Source organism: Cupriavidus sp. H18C2, assembly GCF_049393795.1.
GTDB lineage: Bacteria > Pseudomonadota > Gammaproteobacteria > Burkholderiales > Burkholderiaceae > Cupriavidus > Cupriavidus pauculus_C.
In genome coordinates this window covers 92,031-110,369 of sequence record NZ_CP186011.1, presented here as the reverse complement: position 1 = coordinate 110,369, position 18,339 = coordinate 92,031, and the positions used below count along the sequence as shown (strand labels likewise).

The 18,339-nt window shown below is 69.5% G+C and carries 19 protein-coding genes; 10 read left to right on the top strand and 9 right to left on the bottom strand.

Features of this window, described 5'->3' with window-relative positions; all coding sequences use genetic code 11:
- Positions 1 to 74: 74 nt before the first annotated feature.
- The 3 genes from EPAKOI_RS17165 to EPAKOI_RS17155 all read right to left on the bottom strand — a co-directional run bounded on the left by EPAKOI_RS17165 (position 75) and on the right by EPAKOI_RS17155 (position 2,325).
- The gene (locus tag EPAKOI_RS17165) at positions 75 to 653 is read right to left on the bottom strand and encodes a hypothetical protein (RefSeq protein WP_423194092.1); all 579 of its coding nucleotides are present in this window, start codon (positions 651 to 653) and stop codon (positions 75 to 77) included.
- 58 nt (positions 654 to 711) lie between these two features.
- Complete coding sequence (locus tag EPAKOI_RS17160; RefSeq protein ID WP_313839261.1) at positions 712 to 1,869, bottom strand: acyl-CoA dehydrogenase family protein; 1,158 nt, start codon at positions 1,867 to 1,869, stop codon at positions 712 to 714.
- Between the two features lie 138 nt (positions 1,870 to 2,007).
- Positions 2,008 to 2,325 carry a hypothetical protein gene (locus tag EPAKOI_RS17155; RefSeq protein WP_423194091.1) on the bottom strand — a complete coding sequence of 106 codons (318 nt, stop codon included), beginning with the start codon at positions 2,323 to 2,325 and terminating at the stop codon, positions 2,008 to 2,010.
- 383 nt (positions 2,326 to 2,708) lie between these two features.
- Between EPAKOI_RS17155 and EPAKOI_RS17150 the strand changes: the two genes are divergently transcribed.
- The 6 genes from EPAKOI_RS17150 to EPAKOI_RS17125 all read left to right on the top strand — a co-directional run bounded on the left by EPAKOI_RS17150 (position 2,709) and on the right by EPAKOI_RS17125 (position 6,714).
- A complete protein-coding gene (locus tag EPAKOI_RS17150; RefSeq protein ID WP_423194090.1) occupies positions 2,709 to 4,022 on the top strand; it encodes an MFS family transporter in 1,314 nt (437 codons plus the stop codon).
- A gap of 144 nt (positions 4,023 to 4,166) precedes the next feature.
- The gene (locus tag EPAKOI_RS17145; protein ID WP_124685867.1) at positions 4,167 to 4,451 is read left to right on the top strand and encodes a hypothetical protein; all 285 of its coding nucleotides are present in this window, start codon (positions 4,167 to 4,169) and stop codon (positions 4,449 to 4,451) included.
- Positions 4,444 to 4,755 (top strand): hypothetical protein, encoded by a 312-nt coding sequence (locus tag EPAKOI_RS17140; protein ID WP_423194089.1) that lies wholly within the window; start codon positions 4,444 to 4,446, stop codon positions 4,753 to 4,755. The genes EPAKOI_RS17145 and EPAKOI_RS17140 overlap by 8 nt, the downstream gene beginning before the upstream one ends.
- A gap of 30 nt (positions 4,756 to 4,785) precedes the next feature.
- On the top strand, positions 4,786 to 5,184 hold the full coding sequence (locus EPAKOI_RS17135) for a Fic family protein (RefSeq protein WP_423194088.1): 399 nt from the start codon (positions 4,786 to 4,788) through the stop codon (positions 5,182 to 5,184).
- Between the two features lie 75 nt (positions 5,185 to 5,259).
- Entirely contained in the window at positions 5,260 to 6,204 is a 945-nt protein-coding gene (locus EPAKOI_RS17130; protein ID WP_423194087.1) for a LysR family transcriptional regulator, read from the top strand.
- A 33-nt stretch (positions 6,205 to 6,237) separates the two neighbouring features.
- Complete coding sequence (locus EPAKOI_RS17125) at positions 6,238 to 6,714, top strand: aminoacyl-tRNA deacylase (protein WP_124685864.1); 477 nt, start codon at positions 6,238 to 6,240, stop codon at positions 6,712 to 6,714.
- Between the two features lie 12 nt (positions 6,715 to 6,726).
- Here EPAKOI_RS17125 and eutC read toward each other — a convergent pair whose 3' ends face one another.
- Positions 6,727 to 7,530 carry an ethanolamine ammonia-lyase subunit EutC gene (gene eutC, locus EPAKOI_RS17120; protein WP_423194086.1) on the bottom strand — a complete coding sequence of 268 codons (804 nt, stop codon included), beginning with the start codon at positions 7,528 to 7,530 and terminating at the stop codon, positions 6,727 to 6,729.
- A 28-nt stretch (positions 7,531 to 7,558) separates the two neighbouring features.
- Positions 7,559 to 8,941 (bottom strand): ethanolamine ammonia-lyase subunit EutB, encoded by a 1,383-nt coding sequence (locus EPAKOI_RS17115; protein ID WP_423194085.1) that lies wholly within the window; start codon positions 8,939 to 8,941, stop codon positions 7,559 to 7,561.
- A gap of 149 nt (positions 8,942 to 9,090) precedes the next feature.
- On the opposite strand from EPAKOI_RS17115, the gene EPAKOI_RS17110 reads away from it, so the two are divergent.
- Positions 9,091 to 10,152 carry a hypothetical protein gene (locus tag EPAKOI_RS17110; RefSeq protein WP_313839276.1) on the top strand — a complete coding sequence of 354 codons (1,062 nt, stop codon included), beginning with the start codon at positions 9,091 to 9,093 and terminating at the stop codon, positions 10,150 to 10,152.
- Between the two features lie 72 nt (positions 10,153 to 10,224).
- On the opposite strand, the gene EPAKOI_RS17105 is transcribed toward EPAKOI_RS17110, so the two are convergent.
- Entirely contained in the window at positions 10,225 to 10,896 is a 672-nt protein-coding gene (locus tag EPAKOI_RS17105; RefSeq protein ID WP_423194084.1) for a FadR/GntR family transcriptional regulator, read from the bottom strand.
- Positions 10,897 to 11,061: 165 nt separating this feature from the next.
- Between EPAKOI_RS17105 and EPAKOI_RS17100 the strand changes: the two genes are divergently transcribed.
- Genes EPAKOI_RS17100 through EPAKOI_RS17090 form a run of 3 tightly spaced genes read left to right on the top strand, consistent with a single transcriptional unit; the run spans position 11,062 to position 13,996 of the window.
- Positions 11,062 to 11,847 (top strand): (Fe-S)-binding protein, encoded by a 786-nt coding sequence (locus EPAKOI_RS17100; protein ID WP_423194083.1) that lies wholly within the window; start codon positions 11,062 to 11,064, stop codon positions 11,845 to 11,847.
- Positions 11,844 to 12,554 carry a LutC/YkgG family protein gene (locus EPAKOI_RS17095; RefSeq protein ID WP_423194082.1) on the top strand — a complete coding sequence of 237 codons (711 nt, stop codon included), beginning with the start codon at positions 11,844 to 11,846 and terminating at the stop codon, positions 12,552 to 12,554. Before EPAKOI_RS17100 ends, EPAKOI_RS17095 begins: the two co-directional genes overlap by 4 nt.
- Complete coding sequence (locus EPAKOI_RS17090) at positions 12,551 to 13,996, top strand: LutB/LldF family L-lactate oxidation iron-sulfur protein (RefSeq protein WP_423194081.1); 1,446 nt, start codon at positions 12,551 to 12,553, stop codon at positions 13,994 to 13,996. Before EPAKOI_RS17095 ends, EPAKOI_RS17090 begins: the two co-directional genes overlap by 4 nt.
- A 223-nt stretch (positions 13,997 to 14,219) precedes the next feature.
- On the opposite strand, the gene EPAKOI_RS17085 is transcribed toward EPAKOI_RS17090, so the two are convergent.
- From EPAKOI_RS17085 to EPAKOI_RS17075, 3 genes are all read right to left on the bottom strand, one after another.
- Complete coding sequence (locus EPAKOI_RS17085; RefSeq protein WP_423194080.1) at positions 14,220 to 15,359, bottom strand: CaiB/BaiF CoA transferase family protein; 1,140 nt, start codon at positions 15,357 to 15,359, stop codon at positions 14,220 to 14,222.
- Positions 15,360 to 15,390: 31 nt separating this feature from the next.
- A complete protein-coding gene (locus EPAKOI_RS17080) occupies positions 15,391 to 16,383 on the bottom strand; it encodes a Bug family tripartite tricarboxylate transporter substrate binding protein (RefSeq protein ID WP_124685856.1) in 993 nt (330 codons plus the stop codon).
- A 76-nt stretch (positions 16,384 to 16,459) separates the two neighbouring features.
- A complete protein-coding gene (locus EPAKOI_RS17075; protein ID WP_423194079.1) occupies positions 16,460 to 18,256 on the bottom strand; it encodes an acyl-CoA dehydrogenase family protein in 1,797 nt (598 codons plus the stop codon).
- Positions 18,257 to 18,339 lie beyond the last annotated feature (83 nt).

The window sequence follows — 18,339 nt, the reverse complement described above, 5'->3', positions numbered from 1 at the left end:
GGATGGCCAGGGTGACGCGCCATGGCACGCCCGGGAGCGGATTGGCTACCCGCCCCACCCCGCCGCCATCCGGCTCAGCGCCAGACGCGCGTCGCGCCGGCCCAACGCGCCGCGGCCATGGCGTGCATGACGGCGCAGTCGGCTTCGGTCCGGACGGCTGGCTGTTCGGCGTCGGGGATGCTGCTGGAGCACAGCACGGCGGTAACCAGCGTCTTGATATGGCCGCGCCCGCTCTGCGCCAGTTCGGTCAGGCGGTCGTAGCCGTCGAGGACGATCAGGCCGTCGCCGGCCTTGCGGTCGAGGTCGAGCGAGTACAGGTGGTCGCATTCGCAGCGCATGACGCCGCCTGCCACGGCCACCACGATGGCGTTGGGCAACGCCAGTCCGCAGTCGCGGACCGCGCGGTGCAGCCGATCCAGATGGGCCTGCGCGCGGTAGTCGCGCGCCGAATGCGTGGGTTCGGGGCCGTTCGAGAGCGCCATCAGCTCCCGGGCCGATACCACGAGCGTGTAGGCCTGCAGGCCCGTGCGGTACGTGGCCACCACGGCGCGGAGCCGATGGACCGCGTCATTGGCGGCCAGCTCGGCGACGGGCTTGCCCGCCACCGCCGACCTGCCCGACCCCTGCGGGGCCGCTACCTGGATCTTGCTCATCCTGTCTCCTATCCCCTCGTCAGGCCGGTCAGGCCGGCTCGCCTGCGCGTCGCGCGGCTCAGTCGCGCAGCAGTTGCTTGGCGATGATCAACTGCTGGATCTGGGTGGTGCCCTCGTACAGGCGCAGCAGGCGCACGTCGCGGTAGAACCGCTCGGCCTTGTATTCGGCAATGTAGCCGGCGCCGCCATGGATCTGCACCGCGCGGTCGGCCACGCGGCCCACCATCTCGGTACAGAACATCTTGGTGCACGATGCCAGCATGCTGACCTCGGGGTCGCTCTTGCCGGCCGGCTTGGCGTCGTACCGCTGCGCGCAGTCGCGCACCATCGACAGGCCCGCGTACAGTTCCGCCTGGCTGTCGGCCAGCATGCCCTGGATCAACTGGAAGTCGCCGATGGGCTTGCCGAACTGCTTGCGCTCCTTGGCGTAAGCCACGGCGTCGGTAATCAGGCGGTGCGCCATGCCGCAGGCCAGCGCCGAGATATGCAGGCGGCCCCGGTCCAGCACCTTCATGGCGGTCTTGAAACCCACGCCCGGCACGCCGCCGATGATGTTCGCGGCCGGTACGCGGACGTTTTCGAGCACCACGTCGCACGTCTTGGTGCCGCGCTGGCCCATCTTCTTGTCCGGCTTGCCCAGCGAGATGCCCGGGGTGTCGGCCGGGACGATGAACGACGAGATGCCCGACGCGCCCGGGCCGCCCGTGCGGGCCATCAGCGTGAATGCGCCGGCACGCGGCGCGTTGGTGATGAATCGCTTGGTGCCGTTGATGACGTAGTGGTCGCCGTCAAGCTCGGCGCGGGTCTGCAGCGACGCGGCGTCAGACCCCGCGTTCGGCTCGGTCAGCGCGAACGAAATCACCAGTTCGCCACTGGCGATCTTCGGCAGATAGGTCTGCTTCTGCTCCTCGGTGCCGTCCATCAGGATGCCCTGCGAGCCGATGCCGACATTGGTGCCGAACACCGAGCGGAATGCAAAGGCGGTGTGGCCGAGGTCGTACACCACATCGCATTCCTGCGACATCGACAGCCCGATGCCACCGTAGTTTTCCGGGATCGAGATGCCGAACAGGCCCATCTCCTTCATGTCGGCCACGATATCGGCCGGCACGTCGTCGATTTCCTCCAGCGTGTCCTCGGCCGGCTTCAGGCGTTCATCGATGAACCGCTGCACCGAAGCGCGCAGCAGGGAAAAGGATTCGGCGTCGAGGGCCATGGCTATCTCCGGTGAGTCGGTGCAACGTCAATGGCCGCCAATGGTACGCCGACCATCGGTTTTGACAATCCACGGCGACTTGGACAGAACCGTCAATAATTTTTGACAGTGCTGGATATGGCGCGCCAGTGTTGCAAATTAGTCACATTTCTTGCGGGCCAGGGTCTCGCGCGTGTAGCCGTGGCGCACCCGGAGCTGGTGCTCGGCCTCGTCGGCCTGGTCCAGGCAGGCGAACACCAGGTCGTCCTTGAACTTCTGGGTCACGCCGTGCAGCCGCGGCGCCTCGTAGGACATCTGGCGCGCGCGGCAGCGCAGGAACAGCAGCGTCTGCTCGGACGCCGTGCGCAGCTGGGCCTGACCGATCCGCTGGCACTGGACAAGGCTGGCGTCGCCTTCGGCGCGGGCCGGGCCCGAGGCCCAGAGCAAGGTGGCAAGCAGGACGAGGAAGTAGCGCACGATGGTGTCGACAAGGAGATTGAAAGGCGCGGCGTTCAGAATCGGCGAGCATCATTGCGCAGGCGCACGGCCGGCGCAAGCTGGCCGGATGACCGAAGTCAGGCCCGTGCATTTTTGACGCTTTTCGGGCGAATTTCGTAATAACTCTTTCCATCCCGTCAGACAATGCGGCGCAAAGCCGCCGCTGGCAAGGCATTTGCAACATCGACCGCACAGGATGCGGCGCGGCCCCCCTTGGGAGCGTCACGGTTACCGGTTACGCTAGCCAGCCTCAAGGGCGCCCGTGCGCGAGGCCCCGCCCGGATGGCGCGCCGGCCCGCCCGCCGCGCCCCGCCCGACCCGACCCGCGGCGCCCCCGCCGCCCAGATACAACACAAGGTCCTATGACAGACATCGCCTCCCCGGCCGTCACCGGCACGCCACCGTCCCCCGAAGAAACCAGAAAACGCGTCTTTGCCATCGTGGCCGCGTCGTCCGGCAACCTCGTCGAGTGGTTCGACTTCTATATCTATGCGTTCTGCGCCATCTACTTCGCGCCGGCGTTCTTCCCGAAAGGCGACCCCACCGCGCAGTTGCTGAACACCGCCGGCGTGTTCGCGGCGGGCTTCCTGATGCGGCCGATCGGCGGCTGGCTGTTCGGGCGCATCGCCGACCGCAACGGCCGCAAGAACTCGCTGCTGATCTCCGTGATCATGATGTGCTGCGGCTCGCTGCTGATCGCCTGCCTGCCCACCTACGCCACCATCGGCAACTGGGCGCCCGCGCTGCTGCTGCTGGCCCGCCTGCTGCAGGGCCTGTCCGTGGGCGGCGAGTACGGCACCACGGCCACCTACATGAGCGAAGTGGCGCTCAAGGGCCGGCGCGGCTTCTTCTCGTCGTTCCAGTACGTGACGCTGATCGGCGGCCAGTTGCTGGCGGTGCTGGTCGTGGTCATCCTGGAACAGTTGCTGACCGAGGCCGAGCTGAAGGCGTACGGCTGGCGCATCCCGTTCGTGGTCGGCGCCATCACGGCGGTCGTGGCGCTGCTGCTGCGCCGCACGCTCCATGAAACCACCACGGCACAACAGCGCAACAACAAGGAAGCCGGCAGCGTGGCGGCGATCTTCCGCCATCACAAGGCCGCGTTCTTCACGGTGCTGGGCTACACGGCCGGCGGCTCGCTGATCTTCTACACGTTCACCACGTACATGCAGAAGTTCCTGGTCAACACGGCCCACCTGCCGATCAAGACCACCAGCTACGTGATGACCGTCTGCCTGTTCCTCTACATGTGCATGCAGCCGTTCTTCGGCGCGCTGTCCGACCGCATCGGCCGCCGCACCAACATGCTGCTGTTCGGCGCCCTGGGCGCCATCGCCACGGTGCCCATCCTGACCGCGCTCAAGACCGTGTCCAGCCCCGAGCTGGCCGGCCTGCTGATCTGCGTGGCACTGGCCATCGTCAGCTTCTACACGTCGATCAGCGGCATCGTGAAGGCCGAGATGTTCCCGCCCGAGGTGCGCGCCCTGGGCGTGGGCCTGGCCTACGCGGTGGCCAACGCCCTGTTCGGCGGCTCGGCCGAGTACGTGGCCCTGGGCCTGAAGTCCATCGGCCACGAGAACGCGTTCTACTGGTACGTCACCGCCATGATGGTCATCGCCTTCCTGGTCAGCCTGCGGCTGCCGCGCCAGGCGAAGTACCTGCATCACGAGCATTGAGACGGGCGGGCGGGACCGGGCAACCGGCCGCGCCCGCCCCATCCACCACGGCCTGTCTGCGGACAGGCCGTGTTGCTTTCGGGAGGTTGACCGGCCCCGGCAAACCCGCTAATTTGGGCCCATGTCACTCTGCCGCGAGGCACCATGGGACGCTCCCACCCCCCCACGTCATTGCCTGCCGAACTGGACGCCCTGCCCACGACCCAGGTCAGCGAATTCGTCCGCGACTTTGCCCTGGCCCACGACGTGCGATTCCAGCGCACCGCCCTGGACGACTGGACCGAGGCCGTGACCCGGGCGTCCGGCGACGATGTCTCGCTCGATGCCACCGAGAAGCTGCTGGTCGCGCTGAAGAAGCGGCATCTCATCAACGGCCGGCAGATGGCCCGCCTGATGACCAACCACATGCGGGAACGCAAGCGTGTTTGATCCGTTCGGTGATTTCGCCAGCGCGGGCTATCTCCGGAACTTCGAACAGCTCAAGGACCTGGATGAAGTCAAGATCCAGGAACACGCCTTCTTCGAGGCCAACCTGGAAGAAGCGCTGGATTATCTTGCCACCATCCCCGACGCGATCCAGTACGAACACTTCCTCGCTGTCCACGCAATTCTTTTTCGCGATTTCTACCCGTGGGCGGGACAGGACCGCCAGATGCTGGGGGTCGGGCGACTCGTCGCCAAGGGCGACGTCCAGTTCGAAGTCTCGGAACTCAGCCGCCAGGCAGTCGGCTAGGGTCTGCGCATGGGCGCAGACGCCGCGGTCATGCGACGCAAGCCCGGTGTCGTGATGGGCGCTTTCGCGTGGGGCCACCCGTTCCTGGATGGCAACGGCCGCACGATGCTGCTGGTCCACACCGCCTTGTGCGGACGCGCAGGGTTTTCCGTTGACTGGCACCAGTCGCGCAAGAACGGTTATCTGGAAGCGCTGACGGCGGAGCTGCGCACACCGGACCAAGGCATTCTCGATGCGTATCTCCAGCCGCTGATCTGCCCGCTGATTCCGCAACAGAACTGGGTGTCTCGGCTGGTCGACCTGCCGGGCCTGGATGGCCGCAGCCGCCCGGACGACAACATCGCGTACCAGCAGGACGACCTCGCCGCACTGGCCCGCTATCAGGAGGCCGCTCGCGCGCGCGACGACAGCCTTGGCGGCCACGAATAGCCGCTTCTGACCCCGCCACCATGGCAAACTGAGGGGCCTTCGGGCCCCTTTTTTCGTTTCCGCGCCAGCCCTGCCATGGATCTCAACGCCCTGCGCCTGTTCGTCGATATCGTCGACGCCGGCAATCTCAGCGCCGCCGCGCGCAAGCTCAAGATGACGCGCGCCAATGTCAGCTACCACCTCAAGGCGCTGGAGGAGGAGCTTGGCGTGCAGCTGCTGCGGCGGACCACGCGTCACGTGGAGCCGACGCCGGTGGGTGCCGGGCTGTACGAGCACGGGCGCAACATCCTGGGCGAAGTGGCCGCCGCGAATGCGCTGATCAGCAGCATGGGCAAGAGCCTGCAGGGGCATGTGCGGCTGTCGGTACCGACCGGGCTGGGCCATGCCATGCTGTCGCCGCTGCTGGTGCAGTTCAAGCAGCGCTACCCCGACATCACGCTCGACGTCGTGTTCGACAACCGCATCCACAACCTTGTCTCAGAGGACGTGGAGGTGGCGCTGCGCATCATCTCGACGCCGCCCGATTCGGTGGTGGCGACCGAGATCGGCACCGTCGACTGGGTGGTCTGCGCAGCGCCGGCCTATCTGGACGCGCGCGGCCGGCCGGTGGCGCTGGCCGAGCTGGCCGGGCATGCCATCGTTTGCGCGTCGCCGATTGGCCAGAAGCTCAAGGCGGCGGGTATCCGGCACGACACCGGCGAGCGGGAACAGGTGGTGCTGGAGCCGACGCTGAGTTCCGAGAACTTCGCCTTCCTGAAGGATGCGGTGGTCAGCGGCCTGGGCATCGGCATCTTTCCGCTCTACGCGGTGCACAAGGACCTGCAGGCCCGCGCGCTGGAGCCGCTGCTGGCGGACTACCGCATCAGCGTGTTCGGCAGCCGGCTGTACATGCTGACGATGCCGAACCGCTACCAGACCATGGCCACGCGCTACCTGCTGACGTTCCTCAAGACCGAGCTGCAGGCAATCTGGCCCCGCATGGGCGGCGACAGTGCCTATAGTGAGAGCACCGAGGACTAGTCCGCGCCCCGCGGCGCGGGGAGGAAGACGATCATGGCAATGGCAGGCACACTGGCTGGCCGGCTCAGCCGCATGAACAGCCGGTTCGACATCATCCGCCATCCATACAGCCTCAGCAGCATGGCCACGGCGCACGCCGCGCACGTGCCGGGCCATCGGCTGGCCAAGACGCTGCTGCTGGAGGACGAAGGCGGCTACGTGGCCGCGGTGATCCCTTCGAACCATCACCTGCAGCTTTCGGCGCTGTGCGAGATGACCGGCCGCAAGCTCGTGCTGGCGCACGAGGACGAGATCCGCGAGGTGTTCAAGGACTGCGACCTGGGCGCGATTCCGCCCTGCGCCATGTCGTACGGCATGCAGACCTACGTCGACGACAGCCTGTTCGACGAGCCCGAAGTCTGGTTCGAGGCGGGCGACCACCTGGAGCTGGTGCACATGGACCGCGACCAGTTCATGAAGCTGATGGAAGACGCCCAGCGCGGCCGCTTCTCGCGGCTCATGATGTCGTAGCGGCAGCAGCCGTCACGTCCCTGGCAGCGTCGCCGTCCCGGCGGCGCTGTCGTCCTTCAGGTCCACCCCCGACCGCCCCAGCGCCACCGCTCCCCTGAGCAGGAAAACCAGTCGATCCGCCGCGTGCGCGTACGGCAGCCCTTCGGGCCGCACGTTCGAGATGCAGTTGCGCTGTGCGTCGGTGCGGCCGATACGGGGGTCGTACGTCAGGTAGATGCCCAGGCTGTCGGGCGAACTCAGGCCCGGGCGCTCGCCGATCAGCATCACCACCTGGCGCGCGCGCAGCCGTTCGCCGATGTCGTCGCCCAGCGCCACGCGCGCCTGTTCGGCGATGACCACCGGCCCCACGCGCCACTGCGACAGCCGCGCCAGCACCGCCTCCAGCAGCGGCACCGCATGGCGCTGGGCGGCAAGCGCGGACAGGCCATCGGCGATCACGAACACCACGTCCCACGGCTGGCCGTCAGGCGCCAGCCGGCCCTGGCTGTCGGCATCGAGCCGGCGGCCCAGGTCGGGCCGGCGCAGGTAGGTCTCGCGGTCGGGGGCGGCACTGTGGACCCGCACGACCGTGTGGCCGGCCTGCCGCAGCAGGGTGTCGATGGCCGGCGCGTCCAGCGGCAGGTGCACTGCGTCGCGGGCCTGCGCGTGGGCCAGGCCGAATGCCAGGATTGTTTCGGTGGTCTGCGCGTGGCCCGTGCGGCCGATGGCCACGCGGGCGCGCGTGAACTGCCGCAGGCGGCGCCAGGGGTCGGACGACTCCGGCGTGACGGCTGGGACGTTCGGGACGTCCGGCACGGTGGGCGGTGTTTTCGGCATCGGCAGTCTCCGGGGGCGTGTCAGCGTGTCAGAGCGATGCGGCCATCGCCAGCAGCGGCTGGCGCGCGGCGGGTTCCAGCAGCTTGCCGGCGCCGTCGAGGATGCCCATCGCCTGCAGCCAGCGCTCGAACTCGGGCGCGGGCCGCAGCCCCAGCACATGGCGCAGGTACAGCGCGTCGTGGAACGACGTGCTCTGGTAGTTCAGCATGATGTCGTCGGCGCCGGGCACGCCCATGATGAAGTTGATGCCGGCCACGCCGAACAGCGTCAGCAGCGTGTCCATGTCGTCCTGGTCGGCCTCCGCGTGGTTCGTGTAGCAGACGTCGCAGCCCATCGGCACGCCCAGCAGCTTGCCGCAGAAATGGTCCTCCAGCCCGGCGCGGATGATCTGCTTGCCGTCGTACAGGTACTCGGGGCCGATGAAACCGACCACCGTGTTCACCAGCAGCGGCTCGAAGCGGCGCGCCACGGCATAGGCGCGGGCCTCCATCGTCTGCTGGTCCACGCCGTGGTGCGCGTTGGCCGACAGCGCGCTGCCCTGGCCGGTCTCGAAGTACATGACGTTCTGGCCCACCGTGCCGCGCCCTAGCGCCAGCGCCGCCTGCCGCGCCTCGTCCAGCAGCGCCAGCGAGATGCCGAACGCGGCGTTGGCGGCCTGGCTGCCGGCCACGGACTGGAACACCAGGTCCACGGGCGCCCCCTGCTCCATCGCGCGCAGCGTGTTGGTCACGTGGGTCAGCACGCAGGATTGCGTCGGCACATCGTAGCGGGCGCGGATGTCGTCGATCAGCTGCAGCAGCGTGACGATGGCGCCCAGGTTGTCGCCGGCCGGGTTGACGCCGATGGTGGCATCGCCGCAGCCGTAGAGCAGGCCGTCGACGATGGACGCCGCGATGCCGCGCGGGTCGTCGGTCGGGTGGTTCGGCTGCAGCCGCACGGCCAGCCGGCCCGGCAGCCCGATGGTGCCGCGAAACGCCGTGACCACGCGGCACTTGCGCGCCACGGCCACGAGGTCCTGGTTGCGCATCAGCTTGCTTGCGGCGGCCGCCATCTCGGGCGTGATGCCGGGCGCCACGCGCGCCAGCGTGGCCGAATCGGTCTCTTCGCGCAGCAGCCAGTTGCGGAAGTCGCCCACGGTCAGGCTGGCGATCTCCGCAAACGCGGCGGCGTCATGGCTGTCGACGATCAGCCGCGTGACCTCGTCGTCCTCGTACGGCACCAGCGCCTCGGTCAGGCACCGGGCCAGCGGCATCTCGGCCAGCGCCATGCGCGCCGCCATGCGTTCCTCCTCGCTGGCGGCGGCCACGCCGGCCAGCGCATCGCCCGAGCGCGCGGGGCTGGCCCGCGCCAGCAGCGTGCGCAGGTCGGCAAACACGTGCCGGCGGCTGCCGACGGTATGGGTGAAGGCCATGCGGTCTCCTGGGGGTGGCTGCCCTGCTGCCTAATATAGGCGACGCCAACGACGCAAGTTCCGCGCCGGGCGCGCGGCCGACTTGCCATTGTTACGCGGCACATCGACAATCCGCCTACCCGTTCCACCTTCACCGTGCTTTGCCACCCATGCCGCAGTGTGATACCCCGGAAGACCGCGCCGACGACGGCGTTGCCATCGCCCCCGCCGCCCCCGCGCCCTGGCGCTGGCCGACCGTCACCATCGTGTCCTACGTGCTGACCGCCGGGGCGCTGCTGCTGGTCATGCACGCCAACCTCGTGGCCGCCCTGCTGTCGGGGCTGCTGCTGTACTCGCTGGTCGACGTGCTGGCGCCCCGCCTGACCCATTCCCGGCGCGACGCGCTGGCCGTGGCCATCCTGTCGGCCATCATCCTGCTGGCGCTCACGGGCGGCATCTGGGCGCTGGTCCACTTCCTGAACGTCGACAGCGCCACGGTGGAGCGGTTGCTGGACCACGCGGCCGACATCATCGACCAGTCCCGCGCGCAGCTACCCACCTGGCTCAGCGACTACCTGCCCAGCGGCACCGAGGAACTGGTCACCACGCTGCTGGCCGCCATGCGCGAACACGCGCAGATGGCGCAGCGGCTGGGCACCGACATCCTGCGCACGCTGCTCCATATCCTGCTGGGCCTGATCATCGGCGCGATGGTGGCGCTGTACCGGGCCATCTCGCGGCCCAACCGCCGCCCGCTGGCCGCCGCGCTGATCGACCGCGCCCGCACGCTGCAGCAGTCGTTCGCGCAGTTCATCTTCGCCCAGATCCAGATCTCGTCGATCAACACCGCGCTGACCGCCGTCTACCTGCTGCTGGTGCTGCCGCTGTTCGACCAGCACCTGCCGCTGTCGAAGACGCTGGTGGCCATCACGTTCATCGCCGGGCTGCTGCCGGTGCTGGGCAACCTGATCTCGAACACGGCCATCGTGATCGCGTCGCTGTCGGTGTCGCTGCCCATCGCCATCGGGTCGCTGCTCTACCTGGTGATCATCCACAAGCTCGAATACTTCCTGAACGCGCGCATCATCGGCGCGCGTATACAGGCCGCCGCGTGGGAGCTGCTGACCGTGATGCTGGTGATGGAGACGCTGTACGGCATCCCCGGCGTCATTGCCGGCCCCATCTTCTACGCCTACGTCAAGCGGGAGCTGACCACGTCCGGGATGGTGTAGCGGCACCCCACGGCGCGGCCCCAAGTGCCTGATTCCATTGGAAAGTCGTACGCAGCAACTGGTACGACCAATTCAGGCGCCGTCGCCTTCCACCTTGCTGCGCACGAAGTCGATATGGGTCTGCATGGCCGTGCGGGCCTCCTCGGGCCGCCGGGCCAGGATGGCCTCGCAGAGCGTGCGGTGCTGGCGCAGCAGCAGGTCCGGCGACTCGCCGTCGGACTCCCGCAGCCCCGTGCCGTTGACCGTGATGTGCTCGCGCAGCATGCCGATCACGCTGGTGTGCAGGTGCAGGAACATCGTGTTGTGCGATGCCTGCGCGATGGCGTCGTGCAGCCGGGCATCGGCATCGGCCTCGCCGGCCTTGTCGTCGGCGCGCCGCGCGCGTTCCAGATCCTTCAGCAGCGCCCGTATACGTTTCAGGTCGGCCGCGTCGGCACGTAGCGCCGCGAAGTAGGCGGTGGCGCCTTCCAGCACGCGGCGGAACTCCAGGATGTCGTCGCGCAGCGCCGGGTGGTCGGCCACGAGCTGGCCCCAGGGCGAGGCGATGCCGGTGCGCAACTGGTCGGTCACGTAGACGCCCGCGCCCCGCCGGCTTTGCAGCAGGCCGCGCGCGGCCAGCCGCTGGATGGCCTCGCGGATCGTGTTGCGCGCCACCGCGTACTGCTCGGCCAGCACGCGCTCGGCAGGCAGCCGGGCGCCAACGGGCCACGTGCCGTCCAGCAGCGCGGTCTCCATCCTGCGCATGACGTCTTCCACGCGGTTGCGTGCGCTGCCCCCCATCGATTCCCTTCCCTTGCACGGTGCCGCCGGATTGGTCCAACCAATTTGCGCTCCGGCGCGAGAGCGGGAATTATGCGCCCAAAAATGCCGCGGTGCGTGTCGCCCGTGGCCGCGCCACCGGAGGCAGACATGCAACCCAGGCAGTACCCCACCACCATTCCCAAGCAGGTGTATCTGTTCGGCACCTGCCTGGTCGACCTGTTCGTCCCGCAAGCCGGCCTGGATGCCGTGCGCCTGCTGGAGCGCGAAGGGCTGACCGTCCACTTTCCGCGCGGCCAGAGCTGCTGCGGCCAGCCGGCCTACAGCAGCGGCAATCCGGAGCAGGCCCGCAAGGTGGCCCGCGCCCAGCTGGACCTGTTCCGCGAGCCATGGCCGATCATCGTGCCGTCGGGCTCGTGCGGCGGGATGATGCGGCACCACTGGCCGAAGCTGTTTGCCGATGCTGGCGCCACCGGCAGCGAGGCCGCCATGGTGGCCAGCGACATCGCCGGCCGCGTCTACGAACTGGCCGAGTTCCTGCTCAACGTGCTGCACGTCCGCTTCGATACCGCGCCAGCGGGCCACTCCGAGCGCGTGGTGCTGCACACGTCGTGCGCCGCGCGGCGCGAGATGGGCACGCGCAGCCATGGCGTGGCACTGGTCGATGCCTTGCCGGGCGTCACGCGTGTGGAGCATAAGCGCGAATCCGAATGCTGCGGCTTTGGCGGCACGTTCTCGCTGAAGCACGCCGACATCTCGGGCGCGATGGTGCGCGACAAGGTCGCCTCGGCCTGCGCCACCGGCTGCGACCGCCTGGTATCGGCCGACTGCGGCTGCCTGCTCAACATCGGCCACGCGGCGGCCCACGCCGGCGCGCCGCTGCCCATGGAACACCTGGCGTCGTTCCTGTGGCGCCGCACCGGAGGTGCCGCATGACCGCCATGAGCGCCCGCGAGCGGATGCTGGGCCGCCTGCGCGCCGCCGCGCCCGATGCCGGGACCACGCTGGCGCACGACACCGCCGCGCTGGACCGCCGCATCGACCAGCATTTCGACAGCCGCCGTGGCGAGCGCCCGGCCGTGGCCGCGATGGTCGCGTCGATGCAGGCCGCGCTGACCGCCTCGCACGCCGAGGTCGTCTGTACAGATGCGGCCGGCTGGCCCGCCTGGGTCGCCAGCCGGCTGGCCACCGCAGGCGTGCGCCGCTTGCTGCTGGACACGGCCCGCCCCGAAGGCACTGCGCTGGCCCGGGCGCTGCCCGCCGGCATCGCCACCGTTGCGTTCGACCGCCCGCTCGAAGCGTGGAAGGCCGAGCTGTTCGACACCATCGACGCCGGCTTCACGGTCGCCCGCTCGGGGCTGGCCGCCACGGGCACGCTGGTGCTGGCGCCCGACGCGGGCTCGCCGCGCACGATGTCGCTGGTGCCGCCGATCCACATCGCGCTGGTGTACGCGTCGGCGCTGCACCCCGACCTGCACAGCGCGGTGCGCGCCGAACGCTGGGCCGACGGCATGCCGACCAACCTGGTCATGGTGTCCGGCCCGTCCAAGACCTCGGACATCCAGCAGACGCTGGCCTACGGCGCGCACGGCCCGCGCCAGCTCTGGGTCGTGATCGTCACCGACGGAGACGCCGCGCCATGAGCGAGCAAACCCTGCATTTCGTCCCCAGCCAGGACTTCCGCGCCCGTGCCCGCGAGGCGCTGGACGACCCCAAGCTGCGCAAGAGCTTTCGCGGCGCGATGGATTTCCTGCAGCAGAAACGCGCCGTGCAGTTTCCCGATGGCGACGAGCTGGAGCGCCTGCGCGACCTGGGCGAGGCCGTGCGCCAGCACGCGCTGGCCCACCTGCCGGACCTGCTGACGGAACTGGAAGCCAACCTGACGCGCGCCGGCGTGCAGGTGCACTGGGCCGAGACCGCCGACGAGGCCAACGCGATCATCCACAGCATCGCGCAGCGGCACGCCGCGCGGCGCGTGATCAAGGGCAAGTCGATGGCCAGCGAGGAAATGGAGCTGAACCATTACCTGGCCGCGCGCGGCATCGACTGCATCGAATCCGACATGGGCGAGTACATCGTGCAGCTGGCCGACGAAAAGCCGTCGCACATCGTCATGCCGGCCATCCACAAGACCAAGGCCGACATCGCCACGCTGTTCACGCAGCACATTCCCGACACGCCCTACACCGAGGACGTCGACGCGCTGATCCAGACCGGCCGGCGCGCGCTGCGCCAGGCGTTTGTGGAGGCCGACATCGGCCTGTCCGGCGTGAACTTCGCGGCGGCCGACACCGGCACGCTGTGGCTGGTGGAAAACGAGGGCAACGGCCGGCTGTCGACAACTGTGCCGGACGTGCACGTGGCCATCATGGGCATGGAAAAGGTGGTGGCCCGGCTGTCGCATATCGTGCCGCTGTCGAGCCTGCTCACGCGCTCGGCCACCGGACAGGCCATCACCACGTACTTCAACCTGATCTCGGGCCCGCGCCGCGCGAGCGAGCAGGACGGCCCGCGCGAGGTGCACCTGGTGCTGCTGGACAACGGCCGCAGCCAGGCCTACGCCGACGCCCAGTTGCGCGCAACGCTGCAATGCATCCGCTGCGGCGCCTGCATGAACCACTGCCCGGTCTACACGCGCATCGGCGGCCATGCCTATGGCACGACCTATCCGGGGCCGATCGGCAAGATCATCTCGCCCCACCTGCTGGGCCTGGACGCCACGGCCGACCTGCCCACGGCGTCGAGCCTGTGCGGCGCCTGCGGCGAAGTCTGCCCGGTGCGCATCCCGATCCCGCGGCTGCTGGTGCGCCTGCGCACCGAGGCCAACCGCAACCCGGACGAGGCGGTGCCCCATCCGCTCAAGGGCCAGGGCGCGCGCTACAGCCGCCGCGAACACCTGGTCTGGCGCTTCTGGAGCGGCGCGTTCGCGCATCCGGCGGCCTACCGACTGTTCCGATGGGCCTCCACGCGGCTGCGCATGTTCACGCCGTCGGCGCAGATGGGCTGGACGCAGCACCGCCAGCCGCTGACACCGGCGCCGCGCAGCCTGTCCGACCTGCTGGCGGCACGCGATCAGCCGGAGTAGGGGCGGGGGGAGGGGGAGATGGCTCCGCGGTGGTCGTTTAACGCTGGGGGGTTGCTCCCCTCTCCCGCAAGGCGGGAGAGGGGCCGGGGGAGAGGGCCGGGCGCCTCAAGATGCAACGGTGGCATATTGCGCGGTATTGCCCTCTCCCCCAACCCCTCTCCCACTTCATGGGAGAGGGGAGCCCACATGGCGACGGCTTGTGGCGCGTGGCTGGCCCCCCCCCTCAATCGTTCGCCGCCTCCCGTGGCAGGAACGCGTGGCCCTCCGTCAGCGGCGCGTACCGGTACGTGGCCGGGGTGCGGCTCAGCTTGACCGGGGCGCCCAGGCCCTTGTAGCCGCCGGGCATCTCCACGACCATCTCGCGGTGCGCGGTGTGCGGGTGCGTCAGGGCGTCGGGCACCGACAGCACCGGCGCGCACGGCACGCCGGCGGCGGACAATTCGTCGGCCAGCACCTTGCCGTCCCAGGTGGCCAGCTTCGATTCCAGCGTGCCTTTCAACTGCGCGCGGTTGACCGAGCGCGCGCCGGCCGTGGCAAAGCGTTCGTCGTCGGCCAGTTCGGCCACGCCGATGTGCGCGCAGAAGATGCGGAACTGGCGGTCGTTGCCGACGGCCAGGAAGATGGGGTCGGTGGCCGTGGCCACCGTGTCGTACGGGTAGATGTTCGGATGGGCGTTGCCGGTGCGGCCCGGCGTCTTGCCGCTCATGAACCAGTTGGCCGCGTGCGGATGCAGCAGCGACAGGCCCGAATCGTAGAGCGCCGCCTCGACGAACTGGCCGCGCCCGCTGCGTTCGCGCTCCTGCAGCGCCAGCAGCACGCCCAGCGCCGCGTTCAGGCCCGTGACCATGTCGACCACGGGCAGCCCTACGCGCAGCGCGTCGCCGTCGGGCTCGCCGTTGATGCTCATGATGCCGGCCATGGCCTGGATTGCCGCGTCGTAGCCGGGCAGGCCGCCCAGCGGGCCGTCGGCGCCAAAGCCCGACACGCGGCAGTGCACCAGCCGCGGGAACTGCTGCGACAGCGCGTCGAAGCCCAGCCCCCATTTCTCCATCGTGCCGGTCTTGAAGTTCTCGACCAGCACGTCGGCGTCGGCCAGCAGCGCCAGCAGCACCTGCCGGTCGGCGTCGGCCGCCAGGTCCAGCTTCATCACGCGCTTGTTGCGGTTCAGGCCGAAGTAGTAGGACGCCACGCCGTCGCGGAACGGCGGGCCCCAGGTGCGGGTGTCGTCGCCCTGGGGCGGTTCGATCTTGAGCACGTCGGCGCCGTGGTCGCCGAGGATCTGGCCGCAGAACGGGCCGCCGAGGATGCGCGACAGGTCCACCACGCGGATGCCTGCCAGCGCGCCGGTCTTGGTTGGCGTCATTGTCTCTTCCTGTGTGTTCTTCTGTTGGAGCTCAGTCCAGCTGCGCGCCGGACTTCTGCACCACGGCACGCCACTTGCCGACCTCGGCCTTCACGAACGTCCCGAGCTGTTCCGGCGACGTGGACGGCGCCAGTTCCAGCCCTTGCGCCAGCAGCGTCTTGCGGACGTCGGGCTGCTGCAGCGCGTCTGCGAACGCGCGGTTCAGCTTGCCAATGACGGGGGCCGGCGTGCCGGCCGGTGCCACCACGCCGAAGAATACCGAAACATCGAAGCCCGGGACACCCTGCTCGGCCACGGTCGGCACGTCGGGCAGCGCCTGCGAGCGGCCCTTGGTGGTCACGCCCAGCGCCCGCACCTTGCCGCTCTTGATGAACGGCAGCGCGGTCAGCACGTCGGTGAACGTCATGCTGACCTGCCCGCCCAGCAGGTCGTTCAGCGCGGGGCCGGTGCCCTTGTACGGCACGTGCTGGAAGTCGGTGCCGGCCAGGTTGTTGAACAGCACGCCGGCCAGGTGCGACGACGCCCCGTTGCCGGACGACGCATAGGTCAGCTTGCCCGGATGCGCGCGCCCGTAGGCAATCAGCTCCTGCACGTTCTTCGCCGGCACGGCCGGGTTGACCACCAGCACGTTGGGCAGGTGGCCGATCTGGATCACCGGCGCGAAGCTCTTGACCGGGTCGTAGTTGATCTTGCGATACAGGCTCACGTTGATCGCCAGCGGCGCCGACGTGCCGAACATCAGCGTGTAGCCGTCCGGCTCGGCGCGCGCCACCACCTCGGCGCCGATATTGCCGCCCGCGCCGGCGCGGTTTTCCACCACCACGGGCTGGCCCAGGCTGTTCTTGAGCGCGGCGGCCAGCGTGCGGGCCATGGCATCGGTGGGGCCGCCCGGCGGGTACGTCACCACCAGCATGATGGGCTTGCTCGGAAAATCCTTCTGCGCCAGCGCGGGCGTGGCCAGCAGCGTGCAGGCGGCGAACGAGGCGATGGCGGACAGGGCCGCGCGGCGGTGCCAGTGGGGCATGATGCGTTGTCTCCGGGTAAGGCGGGTCTGGGATCGGCGCGGTCCTGGCCGCGCCTGTATCGATACGGCTGGAACGTCAGAACAGGTTGATGGCGTCGACCGCGCCGGCCGCGCGCACGGGGGCGTCGGCGGGCGGGGCCACGGTGTCGGCCAGCCAGTCGGGCTCGGTGCCGCCGCCCAGCGGGTCCTGCGGCAGCACGCGATGCACGAGTACCAGCTGCGCCAGGCGCATGCGCCGGACCGATCCGATGCGGCCGGCTTCCCAGGCCATCGCCACGGCGCTGGTCACGTGGTACAGCCCCGAGGCCGCCTGGCGGGCCAGCACGTCGCCGTCCGCGCCGGCGTCAGCCGCCTGCGCGGCCTGGGCCGTGGCGCGGTCGATGGCCGACGCGAACACGGTGCGCGCGCGGTCGTGCAGCGGGGTATCGGCAAGCAGCCCTTGCAGGTAGGCGCGCAGCACCGGCAGCGAGCCTTCGCGGCGGATGGCGCGCAGCACGTCGAGCGCGACGATGTTGCTCGTGCCTTCCCAGATCGACCCCAGGTGCGCGTCGCGCACCAGGCGCGGGTCGGTCCATTCCTCGATGTAGCCGCAGCCGCCGCGCATTTCCATGGCGTCGCCGGTGACCTTGCGGGCGTCGCGGCAGGCGCGGAACTTGATGAGCGGCGTCAGGATGCGCATCAGCGGATAGGCGTCGGGCTCGCCGGCATCGGCGCGGCGCAGCGCCTCGGCGGTCTGGAACACCATCGTGCGCGCCTGCTCGGTGGGCAGCACGAGCTTGAGCAGCTGGCGGCGCATCAGCGGCATGTCCGCCAGCCGCTTGCCGAACGCGCGGCGCTCGGCGGCGATGAACTGCCCCTCGGTCAGCGCGCGGCGCATCAGCCCGGCGGCGCGCACGCCGTTGGACAGCCGCGAGTTGTTGATCATGTCGGCCATCTGCACGAAGCCGCGCCCCGGTTCGCCCACCAGGTAGGCGTGGGCGCCCTCCAGCCGGATCTCGCCGCTGGCCATCGAGCGGGTGCCGAGCTTGTCCTTGAGGCGGATGATGCGGTAGTGGTTGGCGCTGCCGTCGGCCAGCGTGCGTGGCAGCAGGAACAGCGACACGCCCTTGATGCCGTCGACCGCCGTGCCGTCGGCCTCTTCCACGCGGGCCAGCACCATCGCCAGCGCGGCGTCGGGGTTGGAGCAGAACCACTTGTCGCCCATCAGGCGCCAGCCGCCCTCGGCGCCGGCATCGCGGATGGCGCGCGTGGCCGTGGCGGCCACGTCGGAGCCCGCGCCCTGCTCGGTCATGAACATGGCGCCCTGGTACAGGTCGTCGAACACCTGCGTGGTCAGGTTGGGCAAGAAGCGCTGCACCAGCGCCGGATCGCCGAACTTGCGCAGCGTGCGCGTCAGCGAATCGGTCATCGACAGCGGGCAGCACAGGCCGAACTCGGCCTGCACGAACAGGTAGGTCAGCGCGTACTTGGCGGCGGGCGGCATCGGCTTGTCCCAGCCCAGCACGCCACCCCGGTGCGACGCCGCCGCGAGGCCGAATTCCGCAAAGGCCACGCGCTCCAGTTCCACGTAGGCCGGATGCTTGTGGATGCGCTGGGCGTCGAGCCCGGTGCGCGTGCGGTGCGACAGCGTGGGCGGCGCATGGTCGGCCACGTTGGCGAGTTCGTCGAGCACGCCGCCGGCCAGCGCGCCCATGCGCTCCAGGTGCGGCAGCAGGTGGTTGAACAGGTCGGCCGGCAGGTAGAGCGGCAGCAGCGCGCGCAGGTCCGGATCGGCCGCGAACAGGCTGGCGCCGTGGCGGTCCGGCACCGGATGGGCGTCGGGCTGGGCGGGCGCGGGTGGGGTCGGGGCGGTGCGGGCGGCGCGGGTGGGCATGCAGGTCTCCGGAGTCTCCCTGCCCTGCGGAACGGGGCGGGATGGTTTGGGATGCATTATTTGATCGCCAACGATTTGCGTCC